Annotated in this window: 19 protein-coding genes and 1 pseudogene; 10 read left to right on the top strand and 10 right to left on the bottom strand. The window is 61.0% G+C overall.

All coding sequences use genetic code 11. From position 1 onward, the window contains the following. Window positions 1-73 precede the first annotated feature (73 nt). Entirely contained in the window at window positions 74-892 is an 819-nt protein-coding gene (locus tag AACY08_RS08110) for a shikimate 5-dehydrogenase (protein ID WP_339468949.1), read from the bottom strand. Between the two features lie 155 nt (window positions 893-1,047). On the opposite strand from AACY08_RS08110, the gene AACY08_RS08115 reads away from it, so the two are divergent. Together AACY08_RS08115 and AACY08_RS08120 are read left to right on the top strand one after the other, a co-directional pair. Further along, window positions 1,048-1,422, top strand: a complete 375-nt coding sequence (locus AACY08_RS08115; RefSeq protein ID WP_339468951.1) for a hypothetical protein — start codon at window positions 1,048-1,050, stop codon at window positions 1,420-1,422. Window positions 1,423-1,645: 223 nt separating this feature from the next. Continuing rightward, window positions 1,646-1,840: a hypothetical protein gene (locus AACY08_RS08120; protein ID WP_010211349.1), complete on the top strand. Its 195-nt coding sequence runs from the start codon at window positions 1,646-1,648 to the stop codon at window positions 1,838-1,840. Between the two features lie 285 nt (window positions 1,841-2,125). Here the strand turns inward: AACY08_RS08120 and AACY08_RS08125 are convergent, their stop codons facing one another. Continuing rightward, complete coding sequence (locus AACY08_RS08125) at window positions 2,126-3,193, bottom strand: AI-2E family transporter (protein WP_339468953.1); 1,068 nt, start codon at window positions 3,191-3,193, stop codon at window positions 2,126-2,128. Between the two features lie 233 nt (window positions 3,194-3,426). On the opposite strand from AACY08_RS08125, the gene trhP reads away from it, so the two are divergent. Then, window positions 3,427-4,749: a prephenate-dependent tRNA uridine(34) hydroxylase TrhP gene (gene trhP, locus AACY08_RS08130; protein WP_339468955.1), complete on the top strand. Its 1,323-nt coding sequence runs from the start codon at window positions 3,427-3,429 to the stop codon at window positions 4,747-4,749. A 59-nt stretch (window positions 4,750-4,808) separates the two neighbouring features. Here trhP and AACY08_RS30405 read toward each other — a convergent pair whose 3' ends face one another. The 4 genes and pseudogenes from AACY08_RS30405 to AACY08_RS08145 all read right to left on the bottom strand — a co-directional run bounded on the left by AACY08_RS30405 (window position 4,809) and on the right by AACY08_RS08145 (window position 8,091). Then, window positions 4,809-5,630: a methyl-accepting chemotaxis protein gene (locus tag AACY08_RS30405; RefSeq protein ID WP_445261119.1), complete on the bottom strand. Its 822-nt coding sequence runs from the start codon at window positions 5,628-5,630 to the stop codon at window positions 4,809-4,811. Between the two features lie 36 nt (window positions 5,631-5,666). Next, window positions 5,667-6,488: pseudogene (locus AACY08_RS30410) on the bottom strand (cache domain-containing protein); the annotation flags it as partial. Window positions 6,489-6,557: 69 nt separating this feature from the next. Beyond that, window positions 6,558-7,877 carry a Na+/H+ antiporter family protein gene (locus AACY08_RS08140; RefSeq protein ID WP_339469034.1) on the bottom strand — a complete coding sequence of 440 codons (1,320 nt, stop codon included), beginning with the start codon at window positions 7,875-7,877 and terminating at the stop codon, window positions 6,558-6,560. A gap of 10 nt (window positions 7,878-7,887) precedes the next feature. Further along, window positions 7,888-8,091 carry a hypothetical protein gene (locus tag AACY08_RS08145; protein ID WP_339468957.1) on the bottom strand — a complete coding sequence of 68 codons (204 nt, stop codon included), beginning with the start codon at window positions 8,089-8,091 and terminating at the stop codon, window positions 7,888-7,890. A 24-nt stretch (window positions 8,092-8,115) separates the two neighbouring features. On the opposite strand from AACY08_RS08145, the gene AACY08_RS08150 reads away from it, so the two are divergent. Next, a complete protein-coding gene (locus tag AACY08_RS08150; RefSeq protein WP_339468958.1) occupies window positions 8,116-10,263 on the top strand; it encodes a methyl-accepting chemotaxis protein in 2,148 nt (715 codons plus the stop codon). A 139-nt stretch (window positions 10,264-10,402) separates the two neighbouring features. Here AACY08_RS08150 and AACY08_RS08155 read toward each other — a convergent pair whose 3' ends face one another. From AACY08_RS08155 to AACY08_RS08170, 4 genes are read right to left on the bottom strand one after another with little or no spacing between them, the layout of a single operon-like run. Further along, window positions 10,403-11,716 (bottom strand): sensor histidine kinase, encoded by a 1,314-nt coding sequence (locus tag AACY08_RS08155; protein ID WP_339468959.1) that lies wholly within the window; start codon window positions 11,714-11,716, stop codon window positions 10,403-10,405. Continuing rightward, window positions 11,713-12,381 carry a response regulator transcription factor gene (locus AACY08_RS08160; RefSeq protein WP_049709086.1) on the bottom strand — a complete coding sequence of 223 codons (669 nt, stop codon included), beginning with the start codon at window positions 12,379-12,381 and terminating at the stop codon, window positions 11,713-11,715. Before AACY08_RS08160 ends, AACY08_RS08155 begins: the two co-directional genes overlap by 4 nt. Continuing rightward, entirely contained in the window at window positions 12,381-12,692 is a 312-nt protein-coding gene (locus tag AACY08_RS08165; protein ID WP_339468960.1) for a PepSY domain-containing protein, read from the bottom strand. The genes AACY08_RS08160 and AACY08_RS08165 overlap by 1 nt, the downstream gene beginning before the upstream one ends. Continuing rightward, the gene (locus tag AACY08_RS08170; protein ID WP_065874640.1) at window positions 12,692-12,994 is read right to left on the bottom strand and encodes a PepSY domain-containing protein; all 303 of its coding nucleotides are present in this window, start codon (window positions 12,992-12,994) and stop codon (window positions 12,692-12,694) included. Before AACY08_RS08170 ends, AACY08_RS08165 begins: the two co-directional genes overlap by 1 nt. Before the next feature lie 159 nt (window positions 12,995-13,153). On the opposite strand from AACY08_RS08170, the gene AACY08_RS08175 reads away from it, so the two are divergent. The 6 genes from AACY08_RS08175 (at window position 13,154) to AACY08_RS08200 (ending at window position 18,493) form a co-directional block, all read left to right on the top strand. Further along, window positions 13,154-14,233, top strand: a complete 1,080-nt coding sequence (locus tag AACY08_RS08175) for a patatin-like phospholipase family protein (protein WP_339468962.1) — start codon at window positions 13,154-13,156, stop codon at window positions 14,231-14,233. A 75-nt stretch (window positions 14,234-14,308) separates the two neighbouring features. Beyond that, window positions 14,309-14,665 (top strand): 6-carboxytetrahydropterin synthase QueD, encoded by a 357-nt coding sequence (gene queD / locus AACY08_RS08180; protein ID WP_339468964.1) that lies wholly within the window; start codon window positions 14,309-14,311, stop codon window positions 14,663-14,665. Between the two features lie 92 nt (window positions 14,666-14,757). Then, window positions 14,758-15,204 carry a GNAT family N-acetyltransferase gene (locus tag AACY08_RS08185; protein ID WP_339468966.1) on the top strand — a complete coding sequence of 149 codons (447 nt, stop codon included), beginning with the start codon at window positions 14,758-14,760 and terminating at the stop codon, window positions 15,202-15,204. 3 nt (window positions 15,205-15,207) lie between these two features. Next, window positions 15,208-15,831 (top strand): NUDIX hydrolase, encoded by a 624-nt coding sequence (locus AACY08_RS08190; protein ID WP_339468967.1) that lies wholly within the window; start codon window positions 15,208-15,210, stop codon window positions 15,829-15,831. A gap of 191 nt (window positions 15,832-16,022) precedes the next feature. Next, window positions 16,023-17,291 (top strand): cytosine permease, encoded by a 1,269-nt coding sequence (codB, locus tag AACY08_RS08195; protein ID WP_339468968.1) that lies wholly within the window; start codon window positions 16,023-16,025, stop codon window positions 17,289-17,291. Beyond that, complete coding sequence (locus AACY08_RS08200) at window positions 17,288-18,493, top strand: PucR family transcriptional regulator (protein ID WP_339468970.1); 1,206 nt, start codon at window positions 17,288-17,290, stop codon at window positions 18,491-18,493. Before codB ends, AACY08_RS08200 begins: the two co-directional genes overlap by 4 nt. The last annotated feature ends 18 nt before the right edge of the window (window positions 18,494-18,511 follow it).

Below are 18,511 nucleotides of genomic sequence, written 5' to 3' on the forward strand. Positions count from 1 at the left end.
CAAGTGTACGAAGGGCCAGGGGGGAGACCTATGCTACTTGGGTACTGGGTGGGGGATGCGATGGGATGAGGTTTCAGGCACGCGCAAATGCCACGGCTTTCTCGAATTGCTCAGGGGTCGGACGCACACCGGTATAGAGCACAAATTGCTCCAACGCCTGGATCGCGATTACTTCCAACCCAGTAATCACCCGTTTGCCTTTGGCACGGCCCCGCACGATCAATGGGGTTTCAGAGGGGATCGCCACCACATCGAACACCGTTTCGGCAGCCTCCACGGCTTCGGCATCAAACGCCAGGGCGTGCGCGTCAGGCCCGCCGGTCATGCCGATAGGTGTCACGTTGATCAGCATCTGTGGGCGCAATTCACCCAAGTCGGGCAACCATTCATAGCCCAGGTTCTGCGCCAAGGCGCGGCCTGCGGCTTGATTACGCGCCACTATTACGCCGCTAGCGTAGCCGCCATCGCGCAAGGCACTGGCCACGGCCTTGGCCATGCCGCCGCTGCCACGCAGGGCGAATGTCGATGACTGCGGCACGGCGTGCTTTTTCAGCAGTTGCTCAATGGCGATGTAATCAGTGTTGTAGGCCTTGAGATGCCCATCGGTGTTGACGATGGTGTTTAGCGAGTCGATGGCTTGAACTGAATCGTCGAGTTCGTCCACTAAGGCAATGGCGGCCTCCTTGAACGGCATGGAAACCCCGCAACCACGGACGTTCAGCGCGCGGATACCACCGATCGCGCCGGGCAAATCCTGGCTGCTGAAGGCTTTATAGTAGAAGTTCAGACCCAACTGTTCGTACAGGTGGTTATGAAAACGCAGGCCAAAATTCCCGGGGCGCGCCGACAGCGACATGCACAGCCGCGTGTCCTTGTTGGGGTGCATCTGCATGGGTAACTCCTTGAGTAAGCGATTCGATACAGACCTTACACAACATTTACCTAGCGGCTGTGCTGTTTTTCAGAAATACGTTGTCTTAAAAGTATCCCCGCGACATTACTTGAGTCCATTGATTGCAGACCACAAGCGCAGGGGCTAACCGAGGAATGACCATGATTCGTACAATCCCCAAGATCGCCTTGCTTGTTGGCGCACTCGCGATGGCAGGCCAAGCCTCCGCCCACGGTGGTGGTTGGGGTGGCCCGGCCGTATTGGGTGCCCTGGTCGGCGCAGCAGTCGTGGGCTCCGTGGTTGCCAGCCAGCCACGTGAGGTCTATGTGCAGCAGCCGGTGTATGTGCAACCGCAACCGGTGTACGCCGCGCCGCCGCCGGTCTATTACGCACCGCCGCCACCGGTGTATGTGCAACAACAGGTCTACTACCGCCCGGCGCCGGTGTATTACGGTCCACCGCGTGGTTATTACGGCCCACCGCGCGGCGGCTACGGCCCCCACCACGGCTACTACGGCCGCGGCTGGTAATCGATCCCGCTGAAACGGGCCTCGCAGGTTGCGAGGCCTTTTTTTGTCTGAAAAGTCCGGATTCATCCTGCAAAGGTCGTTCCGAGGACAATGCCCGCCGCGTATTCGCACATCATCAACACCAATGTCTACTTGCTCGACCGGGCCTCACGCTGTCATGTTTGTGCCACGACACACTGCACTATCGAGCCTGTCCACCCAATAACAACAAGGACGACTGACCATGCCCACGCAAAACCCACACCGCACCGCTGGCCTCTGCACGTCCAGCAAGGTGTACAGCGCCCTCACCGAGCTCAAGCACCTGGAAGGCCACCGCAGCGCCAAATTCCTCGCACTGCTGGCAGAAAACCTGGTGCGCAAGGGTTTGCTCAGTGAGCAGGAAGTGGTGAACATGCTTGATCAGGTCGTGGACTGACGCATCGCGTTGATGTCGACTATCGAGACGGTTGATTTTTCCTACGCCGCCCAGCCCCGTAAGGTGACCTCCATAGCGATTGGAGGTCCTTATGCCTACTGTTCAGATCATGTCCGTCATCGGCAGCGCCGTCCCCGCCCCTCTTCGGGAGCTGGGCTTGCTCGCCTGCTGGTACGTAGTACGCGATGGCGAAGCCATCAGGGGGCCTTTCAGGAGCAGTGGAGAAGCAGTTGCAAGCCTCAAGCTGCAAGCTTGAGGCTAAAAGCTTGAAACTTACAGCTGCCCCTAAGGCAAAGGCAACTTGACCCGCGGCTTGCTTTCCACAAACAACGCCCAACTGGACATGAACAGCGCCGCCACCAGCGGCCCGATCACAAAGCCGTTCAAGCCAAACACCGACAGCCCGCCCAGGGTGGAGATCAGGATCAGGTAGTCCGGCATTTTGGTGTCCTTGCCCACCAGGATCGGACGCAGCACGTTGTCCACCAAACCAATCACAAACACGCCAAACAGCGCCAGCACCACGCCCTGCCAGATCGAGCCGCTCAACAGGAAGTAAGCGGCCACCGGCCCCCACACAATCCCCGCGCCCACCGCCGGCAACAACGACAGAAACGCCATCAATACCGCCCAGAGCAACGCACTCGGGATATCGAGGAACCAGAAGATCAACCCGCCCAGCGCACCCTGGGTCACGGCCACCAGCACATTGCCCTTGACCGTGGCACGCACCACCCGATTGAACTTGAGCTGCAACCGGCGCTTCTGCGGTTCGGCCAGCGGCACCGCCGTGCGCACCTTGCGCACCAGGTCCGGGCCGTCGCGCAGCAGGAAATACAGCAAATACAGCATGGTGAAAAAACTCACCAGGAAATCAAACGTGCCCTGGCCGAAGCTGAACGCCTGGGTCGCAAAGAACTGGCTGCCCTGCATCGCGCTCTTGACGATCTTCTCGCGCAAGCCTTCCAGGTTGCCCATGCCAAAACGGTCGAGCAGGTGCTGGAAATACGGTGGCAGCACGTTTTTGAACTGCTCGATATACGCCGCCACGTCCAACTTACCACTTTCAACATTTTTATAGAGCGTCGCGCCCTCTTGCACCAGCAAGGAGCTGGTGATGATCACCGGCAGGATCGCAACTATCAAGCAGGCACTCAAGGTGGCCAGGGACGTAAGGTTGCGGTTCCAGCCAAAGCGCTGCTGCAGGCGGCGCTGCATCGGGGCAAAGATAATGCCAAGGATCACCGCCCAGAATACCGCGCCGTAAAACGGCAGCAATATCCAGATAAAGGCAATGGTCACCAGGACCAGCAACAACAGCAGGGTTTTGAATTGCAGGTTGGTTTGATTCATATCCGGTCCATGTCAGAAAAGCAGTGGCCTCGTGTAGGCCCTGTTGCTTAGTCCGCAGCGAAACCTGGGAGTGCCCTGGGTTATCGAACAAGCATAGGCCTCACTCAACGGCTTTGGCCTCCTTCAACAGCGCCTGTCGATACACAGCGATACAAAAAGCCCAAACAACGACCTGGATCAATAAACCGTCGTGGCCGCTCGGATACCTTCGCGACCTTTTGCGACCCGTGCCCATGCCTCCCATCCTCGCCCCCGAACTGCTCGCCCCTGCCGGCACCCTGAAAAACATGCGCTACGCCTTCGCCTACGGCGCCGATGCGGTCTACGCCGGCCAGCCGCGCTACAGCCTGCGAGTGCGCAACAACGAGTTCGACCACGCCAACCTGGCCCTCGGCATCAAGGAAGCCCACGCGCTGGGCAAACGTTTCTATGTGGTGGTGAACATCGCGCCGCACAACGCCAAGTTGAAGACCTTCCTCAAGGACCTGGCCCCGGTGATCGCCATGGACCCGGATGCGCTGATCATGTCCGACCCCGGGTTGATCATGCTGGTGCGCCGGCACTTCCCGTCGATGCCGATCCATCTGTCTGTGCAGGCCAACACCGTGAACTGGGCCAGCGTGGAGTTCTGGCAGCAGCAAGGGATCTGCCGGGTGATCCTGTCGCGGGAACTGTCCCTGGAAGAGATCGGCGAGATCCGCCAGCAAGTACCGGCCATGGAACTGGAAGTGTTCGTGCACGGTGCCTTGTGCATGGCCTATTCCGGACGCTGCCTGCTCTCGGGTTATATGAACAAGCGTGATGCTAACCAGGGCTCCTGCACCAACGCGTGCCGCTGGAAATACCAGGCCACGCCAGCAGTGGAAAACGCCACGGGCGATATCGTCCAGGTGTTTCAACCGGAACCGACCCTGGGCATTGGCACACCGACCGACCAGGTGTTCCTGCTGCAAGAGGCCAACCGCCCCGATGAGCAAATGCCCGCCTTTGAAGACGAGCACGGCACCTACATCATGAACGCCAAGGACCTGCGCGCGGTGCAGCACGTGGAGCGCCTGACGCACATGGGCGTGCATTCGCTGAAGATCGAAGGCCGCACCAAATCCCATTTCTACTGCGCGCGCACCACACAGGTGTATCGCCGCGCAATCGATGATGCGGTGGCCGGTCGCGCCTTCGACCGCAGCCTGATGACCGACCTCGAATCCCTGGCCCAGCGCGGCTACACCGAGGGTTTCCTGCGCCGCCATGTGCACGATGAGTACCAGAACTACCAGAGCGGCAGCTCGGTGTCGCAGCGTCAGCAATTCGTCGGAGAGCTGACCGGCGAGCGTCGGGGCGAGTTGGCCGAGGTCAAGGTGAAGAACCGCTTTGCGGTGGGCAATCACCTGGAATTAATGACACCGGCCGGCAATTTTCACTTTGATCTGGAGAGGATGCACAACAGCCGGGGCGAGGCTGTCGAGGTCGCGCCGGGAGATGGGCACACGGTGTATGTACCGGTCCCGGCGGAGATGGATGTGCGCTTTGGCTTGCTGATGCGTGATGTCTTGTAGCCGCTGGATCGCTTCTTAACACCGCCGAGCATGGGTGGTTTCAGCTTGCTATGGCGGCTTCAGATCCTGAACTGACCGACCAATTGCCCCAACCGTTGACCCAGCTCCGCCAGGCTACGTGAGGTCTGCGCGCCCAGCTGGGTCTCGTCGGCCACGCTGTCCACCGCCACGGCAATCTGATGCACGCTGCGGTTGATCTCTTCGGCGACCGCGGTCTGCTCTTCGGCGGCGCTGGCGATCTGGGCGTTCATCGAATTGATGGTGCCGATCAACTGGGCAATGGTGTCCAGCGACGCGCCAGCTTCGTTGGCCTGGGCCGAGGTGCCATCCCCGGCATCGCTGGAACGGCGCATGGCCTCCACGGCGGCTTCGGTGCCTTTTTGCAGACGATCGATCATGCCCTGGATTTCCTGGGTGCTGGTCTGGGTGCGGCTGGCCAGGGCACGCACTTCATCGGCGACCACGGCAAAACCACGCCCGGCCTCCCCTGCCCGCGCCGCTTCGATCGCCGCGTTGAGCGCCAGCAGGTTGGTCTGTTCGGCGATGGAGCGGATCACGCTGAGGACACTGACGATAGAGGACACGTCTTGCTGCAAGCTGTCGAGGGACACACCGCTGCTACGGATGTCATTCACCAGCGCATGGATCTGCGCGATGCTGCCGTCCACCACGCGCTTGGCGGCCTGGCCTTCGGCGTCGGTTTGCTGGGCAGCCACCGAGGCGCCCTGGGCACTGCGCGCCACTTCTTGCGCAGCGGACGACATCTGGTTGATCGCAGTCGCCACCTGGTCGGTCTCGTGGCGCTGGCGCTCCATGGCCTGTTCGGAGCGCTGGGCCTGGTCGGAGACCTGGCTGACCAGGCCAGTGAGTTGGGTGGTCATCTCGGTAATCTGGCGCACCAGGCCGTGGATCTTGTCGACAAAGCGGTTGAACGCGCCGGCAAGATCGCCCAGCTCGTCCTGGCTGGTGATGGCCAGGCGGCGGGTCAAGTCGCCTTCGCCGGCAGCGATATCGTCGAGGTTGGCTTTCATCAAGGTCAGCGGACGCAGGATGGTATTGGCCAGCACCATGCCGACGGCAGCGATCACCAGCAGCACCACCACGGCCACGCCGAGGATGCTCAGCAACACGCCTTCCATGCGTTTCTGCACCTTGGCCTCGACCACCGCGACCTGGGCTTCGATGCCGTCCAAGTTGACGGAGGTACCGATGACCATGTCCCATTTAGGCAGGTATTCGGTGTAGCCCATTTTGGGCACGAGTTCGGTCTGCCCCGGTTGGGTCGAGCTGTATTGCAGGTAGTGGGTGCCGTCCTTGCCGACCTTGACCAGGTCGCGGTTGACGTAGACGCCGTTGGGGTCGCGGTTGTCCTTGAAGCTCTTGCCCACGCCGTCTGGGCTGTTGCCCTTGAACAGGCGGATGGTCTCGGAGTCATAGCCGAAGAAGTAGCCGTCCTTGCCGTAGCTGGTGTTGGACAGCAACTTGACCACCTCTGCGCGCGCGGCGGTATCGCCGGGGGCGGCGGCGTCGTAGAGCGGCTTGACGGTGCTCATGGCCACTTCTACATAACTTTGCAGGGTAGCCTTGGCTTCGTTGAGCAGGCGCTGGCGGGTTTCATCCACCTCGTTGCGCGCCTGTCCTTGCAGGATCCACACGGTGGTCAGGCTGATGACCACCGCAAACAGCAACACCGGCACTACGGCGAGGGACAGAACTTTGGCCTTGAGGCTCAGACGCATGGCTTTTCTCTCTTATTAGTCACGACTTGAGAGGCTATCGGCCAATTGCGCGGATTCTGTAGCGGGCCGTCAGAGGATCATCGCCGCCAGCCAGCCAAACGCCAGCAATGGCAGGTTGTAGTGCAGGAACGTCGGCACCACAGTGTCCCAGATATGGTGGTGCTGGCCGTCGATATTCAGGCCGGAGGTCGGGCCGAGGGTGGAGTCAGAAGCCGGTGAGCCGGCGTCACCCAAGGCACCCGCCGTGCCGACGATGCACACGATGGCGACCGGGCTGAAGCCCAGTTGCACACACAGCGGCACAAAGATCGCGGCCAGGATCGGCACGGTGGAGAACGACGAACCGATGCCCATGGTCACCAGCAGCCCGACCAGCAACATCAGCAATGCCCCCACGCCACGGCTATGGCCGATGAACGCCGCCGACGTCTCCACCAGCGAGCGCACATCGCCGGTGGCTTTGAGCACTTCGGCAAACCCCGACGCGGCAATCATGATGAAGCCGATCATCGCCATCATCTTCATGCCTTCGGTGAACAGGTCATCGGTATCGCGCCAGCGCACGATGCCCGACACCGAGAAGATCAGGAACCCGGCCAGCGCGCCGATGATCATCGAGTCCAGCCACAATTGAATGATGAACGCCGAAGCAATCGCCACCCCGGCCACCAGCAGGGTCAACGGGTTGTACTGCACCGCCACCTGCTCGACGCGCTCGATTTTTTCCAGGTTGTACACACGCTTTTTGCGGTAGCTGATAAACACTGCCACCAGCAGGCCGACCACCATGCCCAGGGCCGGCAAGCTCATGGCGTGGGTGACGCTGACCTGGCTGATGTCCACGCCGCTCTTGGCCACGTTGGCCAGCAGGATCTGGTTGAGGAAGATATTGCCAAAGCCCACCGGCAGGAACATGTAGGGCGTGATCAGGCCGAAGGTCATCACGCAGGCGATCAGGCGGCGGTCCAGTTGCAGCTTGGTCAGCACATACAACAGCGGCGGCACCAGCAACGGGATAAACGCAATGTGGATCGGCAGGATGTTCTGCGAGGCAATCGCCACCCCCCACAGCAGGCCGATCAATAGCCATTTGACGTGACTGCCACCGCTGGCTTCCTGGCGGTCCACCCGCAGCAGCGCCTTGTCGGCCAGGGCATGAGCCAGGCCAGACTTGGCAATCGCCACCGCGAAAGCGCCGAGCAAGGCGTAGGACAAAGCCACGGTGGCACCACCGCCCAAACCGCCATTGAAGGCCGTGAGCGTGGCGTCGATGCCCAGCCCACCGGTAAGGCCGCCCACCAGTGCGCCAACGATGATGGCGATGACCACATGCACGCGGGACAGGCTGAGCACCAGCATGGTGCCGACCGCGGCAATAACTGCGTTAATCATGGTTACCTCAAGCAAAAAACGTAAACAACAGGCATGCCTGCGCCCGGGCGGCCATCGGGCGGCAGCCGACGTACAGGCTTGAAGGAGGTCTTATTAGAGGGCGCGCACTTTGCCGCAGGTGGGCGCGCATGTCAAAAAGCGGCGCCGCTTTCAGGTTTAAATTGATCGTTTGAATTAAGAAAATTTGAACTCGGCCGATAACCGGGCTCATGTGTTTTCAGGTAAGGATGTACCGATGTCGCTTAGGCAGCTCTCCATTCAATGGAAAATCACCCTGCTCGCCGGCCTGTGCCTGCTGGGAATCGTGACCCTGCTGGTGGGTCTGTCGCTGTATCGCATGGAGCAGAGTTCGCAGCAGGTCAAGGCGTCCAGCATGCAGATGCTGGATGAAGCCGCCCAGGCGCGCATCGAAGCCCAAGGCGAAGTGCAGGCGCTGGGTATTCGGCAGCAGTTCATGGACGCCTATCAGTACGGCCATGGTTTTTCTCGTCAGGTGCTGTTCTTGCGCGAACAGGCGGAAAAACGCTTTCTCGACGCCTTCGACACCCGCGAAGACCTGACCCGCCAGGTCAAGGCCGCGTTGCAGGCCAACCCGGACTTGCTCGGTTTGTCCCTGGTGTTCGAAGCCAATGCCCTGGATGGCAAGGATGAGTTGTTCGCAGGCCAAGCCGAACTGGGCAGTAACGACAAAGGCCGCTTCGCCCTGTACTGGTCGCAGCCGACACCCGGCAAGCTGACCTCAATGGCCTTGCCGGAAAGCGACATGTCCGACGCCAGCGTCGGCCCCAGCGGTGAAAAGGCCAACGCCTGGTTCACCTGCCCGCGCACCACCCTCAAGCCGTGCGTGATCGAACCCTACTTTTATGTGATCGACGGGCAAAACGTGCTGATGACCAGCATCGTTTTTCCGTTGATGGTCAATGGCAAAGTCATCGCCTCGTTATCGGTCGACATCAACCTCAACAGCCTGCAGGCCGTGAGCCAACAGGCCAGCCACAAGCTGTATGACGGCCAGACCCACGTCAGCATCCTCAGCCCTACAGGTTTGCTCGCCGGCCACAGCCAGGACGCCAGCAAGCTCAGTCAGCGCCTGGACCAGGTCGACAGCGCCAACGGCGCACAATTGATCAGCGCACTGTCTGGCAGCACCCACATCCGCAGCCTGCGTAGCGACCACCAACTCAAGGTGCTGGCGCCGTTCGCGCCGATCCCGGATGGCAAGCCGTGGGGCGTGTTGCTGGATGTGCCGGAGAAAGTCCTGGTAGGCCCGGCCGAAGCGCTCAAGGCGCAACTGGACGCCGACAACACGCGCGGCACCCTGCTTGAACTGGGCCTGGGCCTGCTGGCGGCAGTGGTCGGCCTGATCCTGGTGTGGCTGATGGCACGCAGCGTGACCCGGCCGATCCTCGGCGTAGCGCAGATGCTCGAAGACATTGCCAGCGGCGAAGGCGACCTGACCCGACGCCTGGCCTACGACAAGCAGGACGAGTTGGGCCAACTGGCCGGCTGGTTCAACCGTTTCCTGGACAAGCTGCAACCGATCATCGCCGAGGTGAAGCGTTCGGTGCAGGACGCCCGTGGCACCGCCGACCAGTCCGCCGCAATTGCCACGCAAACCAGCGCCGGCATGGAACAGCAGTATCGTCAGGTCGACCAAGTGGCCACTGCTTCCCACGAAATGAGCGCCACCGCCCAGGATGTGGCACGCAGCGCTGCGCAGGCGGCTCAAGCTGCACGCGATGCCGACCAGGCGACCCGCGACGGCCTCACAGTAATCGACCGCACGACCCGCAATATCGGGGAGTTGGCGGCGGATATGAGCACGGCCATGAACCAGGTCGAAGGCTTGGCTGCCAATAGCGAAAAAATCGGTTCGGTGCTGGAAGTGATTCGTGGTATTGCCGAACAGACTAACCTGTTGGCGCTCAACGCCGCCATCGAAGCGGCCCGCGCCGGTGAGGCTGGACGTGGCTTTGCGGTGGTGGCTGATGAAGTGCGCAACCTGGCGCGGCGCACCCAGGAGTCCGTCGAGGAAACCCGCCTCGTCATCGAGCAGTTGCAAGGCGGCACAGAAGAGGTCGTCAGCGCCATGGACAACAGCTATCGCCAGGCCCAGGGCAGCGTCGAACAAGTTGGCGAGGCGGTGACCGCCCTTCGCCAGATCGGCGAGGCCGTCACGGTGATCAGCGACATGAACCTGCAAATCGCCAGCGCTGCCGAAGAGCAAAGCGCGGTGGCCGAGGAAATCAACAGCAATGTGGCGACGATTCGCGATGTGACCGAATCGCTGTCGGAACAGGCGAATGAATCGGCGCGGGTGAGCCAGGCGTTGAATAGCCTGGCGAATCAGCAGCAGGGGTTGATGGATCAGTTCCGGGTCTGACGGTGTAATAGATCCAATGTGGGGCTTGCTCGCGAATCCGGTACATCAGTCGACATATTCAGAGACTGACACACTGCATTCGCGAGCAAGTCGAATCGTCGCACCGCCGCTCCCACATTTTGATTGTGGTGTGTCAGGACTAACGCTTGGGCAACTCAATCAGTACTTTCAAACCGCCCAACGCACTTTCCTGCAACTGCAACACCCCGCCCCACACCTCGACGATATCCCGCACGATGCCCAACCCCAGGCCATGCCCATCAATCTGTTCATCCAGCCGTGCGCCGCGGCTGAAGACTTGATCGCGCAGGGTTTCGGGTATACCGGGACCGTCGTCCTCCACCGCCAGCACGTAGCTGTGCACAGTCTCTGTGACGGCCAGGCGCACCTCGGCATCCGCCCATTTGCAGGCGTTATCCAACAGATTGCCCAGCAGCTCCAGCAGGTCTTCACGGTCCCAGGGCAGTTGCAGCCCGGGCGCGGCGTGATAGCTCAGGTCCAGGTGCTCACCGTGGATCATGTTCAAGGTGGCGAGCAGGCCCGGCAATTCTTTGTCACAGTCGAACAACGCTCCCGGCAAGGTTTCACCGGCCAGGCGCGCACGGTTGAGTTCACGGTTGAGGCGTTGCTGCACGTGTTCCAAGTGATCACGCAGCAGCTTGCTCAGTTCAGGGTGATCCTTCAGCGCTTCGCTTGACGCCGCGCTCAAGAGTACCGCCAGCGGGGTCTTGAGGGCGTGTCCGAGGTTGCCCAAGGCATTGCGCGAACGCTTGAGGCTGTCTTCGGTGTGGGCCAGCAAGTGGTTGATCTGCGCCACCAGCGGCTCCAGCTCCAGCGGCACCTGGGTGTCGAGTTGCGAACGCTGGCCCTGTTGCAGTTGAGCAATCTGGTTACGTGCGGTTTCCAAGGGCCTCAAGGCGCGGCGCACGGTGAGCCGTTGCAGGACCAACACCAGCAGCAGCGCCGCCAGCCCCAGCACCAGACCGATCTGACGCATCAGGCGAAAGCTTTCCCGCACCGGCGTGTAGTCCTGGGCCACGCTGATGGAAATCGACTGCCCGAAGCGTTTGTAGTCCTCGCGCAACACCAACAGTTGCTGACCTTCCGGCCCCAGTTGCAGGTTGCCCTTGAGGCCGGCCTCGGACAGTTGCGGCAGCTCCTGGTCCCACAGCGAGCGGGAGCGCCAGTGCGTATCGGCGAAATCAATGCGGAAATAGTGCCCGGAAAACGGTCGTTGGTACGCTGGCGACAAGCGTTTCTCATGCAGTTGCAAGCCATCTGGGCCGCGTACCAGCGCCACCAGCAGGCTCTCACTGTCGTTGCGCAGACCCGCTTCCAGGTAGCGCTGCAAGCCCGTTTCAAACAACCAAAGACTGGTTTGCGCCAACGCAACGCCGACAATCACCATCACGCTGACCAGGCCCAGGCTCAGGCGCCGCTGGATCGACCTCATTCGGCGCTGGCGCCAAACCGGTAACCCTGGCCGCGCCGGGTTTCGATCACGCTGCGCCCCAACTTGCGGCGTAGGTGGTTAACGTGGACTTCCAGCACATTGGAGTCGCGCTCGGTTTCGCCATCATACAAATGCTCGGCCAAGTGGCTTTTCGACAGGATTTGCTCGGGATGCAGCATGAAGTAGCGCAACAGGCGGAATTCGGCGGCGGTCAGCTGGATCTCTGCACCATCGCGCAGCACGCACTGACGCCCTTCATCCAAGTGCAGGCCAGCCGCTTGCAGGGTGGGCTGATTGGCCTGCCCATGGGAGCGGCGCAGCAGCGCCTGGATGCGCAGGTGCAGTTCCTCGGGATGGAACGGTTTACTCAGGTAATCGTCGGCGCCAGCCTTGAGCCCTTCGATGCGCTCGGCCCAGGAGTCACGCGCCGTGAGAATCAGTACCGGGATGGCCAGCGCGGCGGCCCGCCATTGCGCCAGTACTTCAAGCCCAGGCAAACCGGGCAGGCCAAGGTCGAGGATGATCAGGTCATAGGGTTCGCTGCGTCCCTGGTACACCGCATCGCGGCCATCAGCCAGCCAATCGACGGCATAGCCCTGGCGTTGCAAGCCGGCCAACAGTTCATCGGCCAGAGGTACGTTGTCTTCCACCAAAAGCAGGCGCATCAGTCTTCCTCGTCTTTGATCAGCGCACCCGTGGATGCATCCAACTTGATCTCACGCACCACGCCGTCGGCGGTGACCAGTTCCACTTCATAGGCATATTTACCGTGCTTTTTCTCAAGTTCGGCCTCCAGCAGACGCGACCCCGGATGACGCGCCATGGCCTGGTCCAGCAACTGCTCCAGCGACAGGATCACGCCGTTCTGGCGCAGGACCAAGGCCTCGTCCTGATCAAGATCGCGGGCCGCCAGGCTTGAGCAAAAAACCAGGAGCAGCAACGCCATTCGACTGCCGGCGTATAAATTTACCTTCATTACGTTTCCTGATGATTCTTGAGAACCTGCCCGGTGAGCGCGTCCAATTCAACCTCCCACTCGATGCCGTCGGTATCCTCCAGTTCAACTTGGTAAAGATACTTGCCGTACTCCTCGTCCAGGTCGGTATCCAGCAGTGTTGAACCCGGGTGCAAGGCCAGGGCCGTGGCTTCCAACTGATCAAAGGCGATAATTGTAACAGTGGCTGGCACTTTCAGTGGTTTGTCGGGGTCCACGGCTTGGGCCTGGATCGCCGTGAAGGCGATGATACCGGCGGCGACCAGCCCTGTAAGGCGCTTCATGGGGAGTCTCCGTTTCAAGATTTTTCCTGCGTCGGCCACCGTACCTGTAGCAACTTAATTGAAACTGAATTGCCATCATGGCAATTTCCGACATCCCCCTTCCCCAATTATTTGTGCGAGATTTTCTATACAACCCTGCTCACTTCCACAGAGACCGGTATGACAGCGATTCACATCAAGTTTCCAGCCCTGACCCTAAAAGCCGGTAAACGCGCATTCGCGCGCATTCGCGAACAGGGCCTGGCGCCTGCCGACGTCGGCATCCTGCCTGGCGCGGCCGGCGGCCCCAAGGCGCTGGGTATCCAAGGCCTGGACCTGGCGCTGTTTGGCGATTGGTTGCCGCGTGCACCACGGGAACGCGCGCTGATCGGCGCGTCCATCGGCTCCTGGCGGTTTGCCAGTGCGTGCCTGCCGGACCCGGTGCAAGGTCTGCTGGACCTCGGGCGCCTGTATAACGAACAACGCTTTGCCAAAGGCGTGAGCATGGCCACAGTCAGCCAGAGCTGCCAGCGCATGCTCGACGACCTGCTGGCCGGCCGCGATGCGCAGGTGTTGGAAACACCCCACTATCGCCTCAACATCATGGTGGTCAAGAGCCACGGCCTGCTTGCCGATGATCACCGTGGGCGCCTCGGGCTGGGCTTGTCGTCGGTGATTGCCGATAATTTGCGTGGCCGCGCACGGCTGTCGCGGCACTTCGAACGGCTGATCATCCACGACCCGCGCCAGGCGCCGCCGGTGCATCCTTTGAAGGATTTTCCGTCACGCTTCCTCGACCTGGAAGTGGGCAACCTGCGCCAGGCGCTGCTGGCGTCGGGCTCGATCCCCATGGTGATGCAAGGCGTACGCGACCTGCCCGGCGCGGGCGCCGGCACCTACCGCGACGGCGGCCTGCTCGACTACCACCTCGACCTGCCTTATCACGGCGATGACATTGTGCTGTACCCGCACTTTACTGACCGGGTCATTCCCGGCTGGTTCGACAAAGGCCTGCCGTGGCGGCGCGCCAATCCGCAGGGTTTGCAGGATGTATTGCTTCTGGCGCCGTCCAAGGACTACCTCGCCCGCCTGCCCCACGGCAAACTGCCGGACCGCAGCGACTTCAAGCGCTTTATGGGCGACGATCCGAGCCGCAACACATATTGGCAGACCGCGATGAGCGAAAGCCGGCGGTTGGGGGATGAGTTTCTTGAGCTGGCGGATAACGGAAAATTGGGCGAGCACTTACTGGCGCTATGACCAAGCGGTATGCGCGACAAGGGATCAAGCTGTTAAACTCGCCGCCTGCCAGACATCGACCGAGCTGAAAACACTGTGGAAATCTTCAAGGAATTTACATTCGAATCCGCCCACCGCCTGCCCCACGTACCGGAAGGCCATAAATGCGGGCGCCTGCATGGGCATTCGTTCAAGGTGGCGATCCACCTGAGCGGCGACCTGGATCCCCATACCGGCTGGATTCGCGACTTCTCGGAGATCAAGGCGATTTTCAAGCCGCTCTACGAACGCCTCGACCACAACTACCTGAATGACATCCCAGGCCTGGAAAACCCGACCAGCGAAGTGCTCGCCAGGTGGATCTGGAATGAGCTGAAACCCTTGCTGCCTGAGCTCAGTGCGATTCGCATCCACGAGACCTGCACCAGCGGCTGCATTTATCACGGCGAGTAAGCCTGCGATATGAAAAAACCACCCACGCGGTGGTTTTTTTGTGCCTGCCCCCCTTACAGTCGTGGCTACGCTGCCACTAGGAGCACGCGGCTATGATGCGCCCCGCCACTGTCCATGATGTTGTAGCCATCGAGGCCATCGTCCAGGCAGCTTACTCGCCGTATATCGCACGAATCGGCCGTAAACCCGGGCCGATGCTCGAGGATTATCGCCAACGGGTGGAAGCCGGCGGCGTGCACGTGCTGGAAAACGCACGGCGAGTCCAGGGCTTTATTGTCCTGCTGGAGGCCGACGGCGCGCTGTTGCTGGATAACCTGGCCGTCGCCCCTGAGGCACAGGGCCTGGGTTTCGGGCGGTTGCTGTTGGACTTTGCCGAACAGCAGGCGATCGACGCAGGTTTCGCTGTGGTCCGCCTTTATACCAATGAAGCCATGACCGAGAACATCGCGCTCTACCATCGCCGCGGCTATGTTGAAACCCATCGCGCCGAGGAACACGGCCTGCGGCGCATATACATGACCAAGCATCTCCAGGAGTAACCCATGGAAAACATTTGGCTGGCCCAAGCCAAACGCTTACAGGCGCTGGCGTCCACGGGGCTGCACTTTTGCACTGATGATTTCGAGCGCGAGCGCCTGGAAGAAATTGCCGAGATTGCCCACAGCATGCTGGCGCAATTGGGCAATGTCCCGTTGGAACGTATCTGCGGACTGGTCACAGATTTTGCCCAGCGTTATTCGACGCCAATGATTGACGTGCGCGGTGCGGTTATCGAAGGCGACCGGATTTTGTTGGTGCGGGAGTTGACCGATGGTTGCTGGGCGTTGCCGGGTGGGTATGCGGATATCGGCTTGTCGGCAGCCGAAAACATCGTCAAAGAGATTCGCGAGGAAGCGGGGCTTACGGTAACCGCCAGGGCGCTGTACAGCGTGACGCACAAGGCCAAAGGCTTGTATCGACCGGATGTGCGGGACTTCTACAAGCTGTACTTCCTGTGTGAATCGCTGGATCAGTCGGCACCGATGGCCGGATTCGAAACCACTGATGTGGGCTTTTTCCGCCTTGATGCACTACCGCCGCTGTCCCGTGGGCGCACCATCGAAAGTGATCTGGAGGCCGCCTTTGCCTTCCATCGCGGCGACACGACCCAGACGCTGTTTGACTGATACACTTTGTATCACTGCTGCACCGCTTTCGTGCCCGACTGGGCACTGCGACCATTCATTGCTGTGCTTGCCCCCTCTTTCGCTATAAAAACTGTGCGCAGTGCACAGCACCTACCGTGCGCTCGTCACTGTTGCCGGATTGGCACGCACGGTGCAACAGCGCTGCGTCACTCACTCAGGGAGCAAGGCACATGACGCAGCAAGAACCGGGCAACGACTACCCCCTCAGCGAAGTCCCCATGCATGCTCGCAAGGGCCTGGCATCGACCGCCATGGTGCTGCTGGGCTTTACCCTTTTTACCGCAACCATGTTTGCCGGCGGCAAGCTGGGGGTGGCGTTCAGTTTCGTCGACATGCTCGGCGTGGTGGCCCTGGGTAACCTTTTGTTGGGTATGTACGCCGCAGGCCTGGGTTACATCGCCTTCAAGAGCGGGCTGAATTCAGTGTTGATGGGGCGCTTCTGCTTTGGCGAAGTGGGCAGCAAACTCAGCGACTTGATCCTCGGCTTCACTCAAATCGGCTGGTATGCCTGGGGTACTGCCACTGCTGCCGTAGTGCTTGGCAAGTATTTCGAACTGAGCCAGGGCAGTGTGCTTGCGTTGATGGTGTTGTTTGGTCTGGTGTTCTGCGCCACGGCCTACATTGGTTATCGTGGGCTGGAAATTCTGTCCTACATCGCGGTGCCAGCCATGGGCATTCTGCTGTTTCTGTCGATGTGGGTAGCGACAGTGAAAGTCGGTGGACTGGACGGACTGCTGGCAGTGGTACCGACCGCTGAGCTGGACTTGTCCACGGCGATTACCCTGGTGTTCGGCACCTTTGTCAGCGGCGCGACCCAGGCCACCAATTGGACGCGGTTTTCGCGTTCGGCCAAGGTGGCCGTGCTGGCGAGCCTGATCGGTTTCTTTATCGGCAACGGCTTGATGGTGCTGATCGGCGCCTACGGTGCCATCGTCTACCAGCAACCGGACGTAATCGAAGTGTTGTTGCTGCAAGGCTTTGCCATGGCGGCGATGGTCATGTTGCTACTCAATATCTGGAGTACCCAGGACAACACCATCTACAACTTCGCCGTGGCCGGCTGCAACTTGCTGCGCACCAAGCGGCGCAAGACCGTGACCCTGGCCGGTGCGGTGATCGGCACCCTGCTGGCGTTACTCGGCATGTACGACCTGCTGGTGCCCTACTTGATTGTGCTGGGTACGGTGATCCCGCCGATTGGTGGGGTGATCATGGCGGACTTTTTCTATCGCTATCGCGGCCACTATCCACGCCTGGCCGATGCCCGCCTGCCGGCGTTCAACTGGCCAGGACTGGTCGCCTATGCCGTGGGCACAGTGCTGGCATTCAGTTCGCCCTGGGTCGCGCCATTGGTGGGCATCGTCGCCGCGTCGTTGACCTACATCGCGCTCACCGCCGTACTACGGGTGCGAGCGCCGTTGGCTGACGCTCAAGCATGAGCTTGACCATTGCCGATGTGCTCGCCCTGCCAGGTTTGGAATCCATGCGCCTGCGCGCGGGCGAGGCGGGTCTGGATAACGGCGTGCGCTGGCCTTATGTGGCGGAAAACAGCGGGATCGCCGAATGGGTGCTGGGCGGCGAACTGGTATTCGTCACCGGGATCAATCACCCGCGTGACGAAGCCAACCTGCTGCAATTGCTGGAGGAAGCCTGCGAGCGTCAAGTGGCTGGGCTGGTGGTTCTGACCGGGCCGTCCTATATCCAGGCGATCCCCCAGCGCTTACTCGACGCTGCCGAAGCCGCCGGCATGCCGCTGGTCGAACAGCCCTACTCGCTGAAAATGGTATTGGTGACCCAAGCCATCGGTTCGGCGCTGATCCAGTCCGAGCAGTTGGGGCGCTCACGGCATGACGTACTGGAACGCTTGCTGACCGGCGACTACCAATCCCTGGATCTCTTGCTGCACCGGGCCACGCAGTTGGGCATGCCGCTGGCCGGGCATTGGCAGGTGGTGCAACTGCAACTGGAAGGCAGTGAATCGCTGTTTGCCCAGGGTGATGCGGCTTCTGTGGAGGCGCAACTGGCCCGACAACACGACGCCATCAGCCGCCGCTTGCGTCAGTTCTCGGCCGGGTTGCCGGTGCAGGGTCGAGCCGGGCAATGGACGTTGCTGCTGCCGGCACAGGACGCTGCCGCAGCCTTGGCCAACCGCCAACAATTGGCCAACTGGCTCAACCCACTGAATCTGCGCCTGTCGCCGCTTAAATTGTTTATTGGCCTCAGCGCCGCCGCTCACCCACCCGCACGCCTGGCCCAGGCGCAGGAGGAAGCGCGCCAGGCACTCGCGGCTGCGCGGCGTTTCAGCGAACGCGCCGGGCTGTGCGTGTACGACGAACTGGGCGTGCTCAAGCTGCTAAGCGGCGTGCGTGATCGCGCCCTGCTCGACCAATTCCTGAATGAACGCCTCGGCCCCTTGCTGCGCCACGACCTGCACCATGGCCCCAGCCTCATGCCCACTCTGGAAGCCTGGTTTCACGAGAATGGTAACCTTGTGGCCGCTGCCCAGCGCCTGGCCGTGCACCGCAACACCCTGACACACCGCGTCCAGCGCATCGAAGCCCTGTGCGGGCTGACGCTGGATAATGCTTATGATCGCCTGGACATCGGCATTTCGCTGATGATCTGGCGGCTGTCTGCCTGACTGTTTTTAGCCAAGAGG

Origin of the sequence: Pseudomonas sp. EL_65y_Pfl1_R83 (assembly GCF_963970695.1) — a bacterium.
Lineage (GTDB): Bacteria > Pseudomonadota > Gammaproteobacteria > Pseudomonadales > Pseudomonadaceae > Aquipseudomonas > Aquipseudomonas tritici.

Coding starts and splice junctions, on each gene's coding strand:
- AACY08_RS08110 (WP_339468949.1), bottom strand. CDS start 892: ATGCAGATGCACCCCAACAAGGACACGCGGCTGTGCATGTCGCTGTCG.
- AACY08_RS08115 (WP_339468951.1), top strand. CDS start 1,048: ATGACCATGATTCGTACAATCCCCAAGATCGCCTTGCTTGTTGGCGCA.
- AACY08_RS08120 (WP_010211349.1), top strand. CDS start 1,646: ATGCCCACGCAAAACCCACACCGCACCGCTGGCCTCTGCACGTCCAGC.
- AACY08_RS08125 (WP_339468953.1), bottom strand. CDS start 3,193: ATGAATCAAACCAACCTGCAATTCAAAACCCTGCTGTTGTTGCTGGTC.
- trhP (WP_339468955.1), top strand. CDS start 3,427: ATGCCTCCCATCCTCGCCCCCGAACTGCTCGCCCCTGCCGGCACCCTG.
- AACY08_RS30405 (WP_445261119.1), bottom strand. CDS start 5,630: ATGACCACCCAACTCACTGGCCTGGTCAGCCAGGTCTCCGACCAGGCC.
- AACY08_RS08145 (WP_339468957.1), bottom strand. CDS start 8,091: ATGAGCCCGGTTATCGGCCGAGTTCAAATTTTCTTAATTCAAACGATC.
- AACY08_RS08150 (WP_339468958.1), top strand. CDS start 8,116: ATGTCGCTTAGGCAGCTCTCCATTCAATGGAAAATCACCCTGCTCGCC.
- AACY08_RS08155 (WP_339468959.1), bottom strand. CDS start 11,716: ATGAGGTCGATCCAGCGGCGCCTGAGCCTGGGCCTGGTCAGCGTGATG.
- AACY08_RS08160 (WP_049709086.1), bottom strand. CDS start 12,381: ATGCGCCTGCTTTTGGTGGAAGACAACGTACCTCTGGCCGATGAACTG.
- AACY08_RS08165 (WP_339468960.1), bottom strand. CDS start 12,692: ATGAAGGTAAATTTATACGCCGGCAGTCGAATGGCGTTGCTGCTCCTG.
- AACY08_RS08170 (WP_065874640.1), bottom strand. CDS start 12,994: ATGAAGCGCCTTACAGGGCTGGTCGCCGCCGGTATCATCGCCTTCACG.
- AACY08_RS08175 (WP_339468962.1), top strand. CDS start 13,154: ATGACAGCGATTCACATCAAGTTTCCAGCCCTGACCCTAAAAGCCGGT.
- AACY08_RS08185 (WP_339468966.1), top strand. CDS start 14,758: ATGATGCGCCCCGCCACTGTCCATGATGTTGTAGCCATCGAGGCCATC.
- AACY08_RS08190 (WP_339468967.1), top strand. CDS start 15,208: ATGGAAAACATTTGGCTGGCCCAAGCCAAACGCTTACAGGCGCTGGCG.
- codB (WP_339468968.1), top strand. CDS start 16,023: ATGACGCAGCAAGAACCGGGCAACGACTACCCCCTCAGCGAAGTCCCC.
- AACY08_RS08200 (WP_339468970.1), top strand. CDS start 17,288: ATGAGCTTGACCATTGCCGATGTGCTCGCCCTGCCAGGTTTGGAATCC.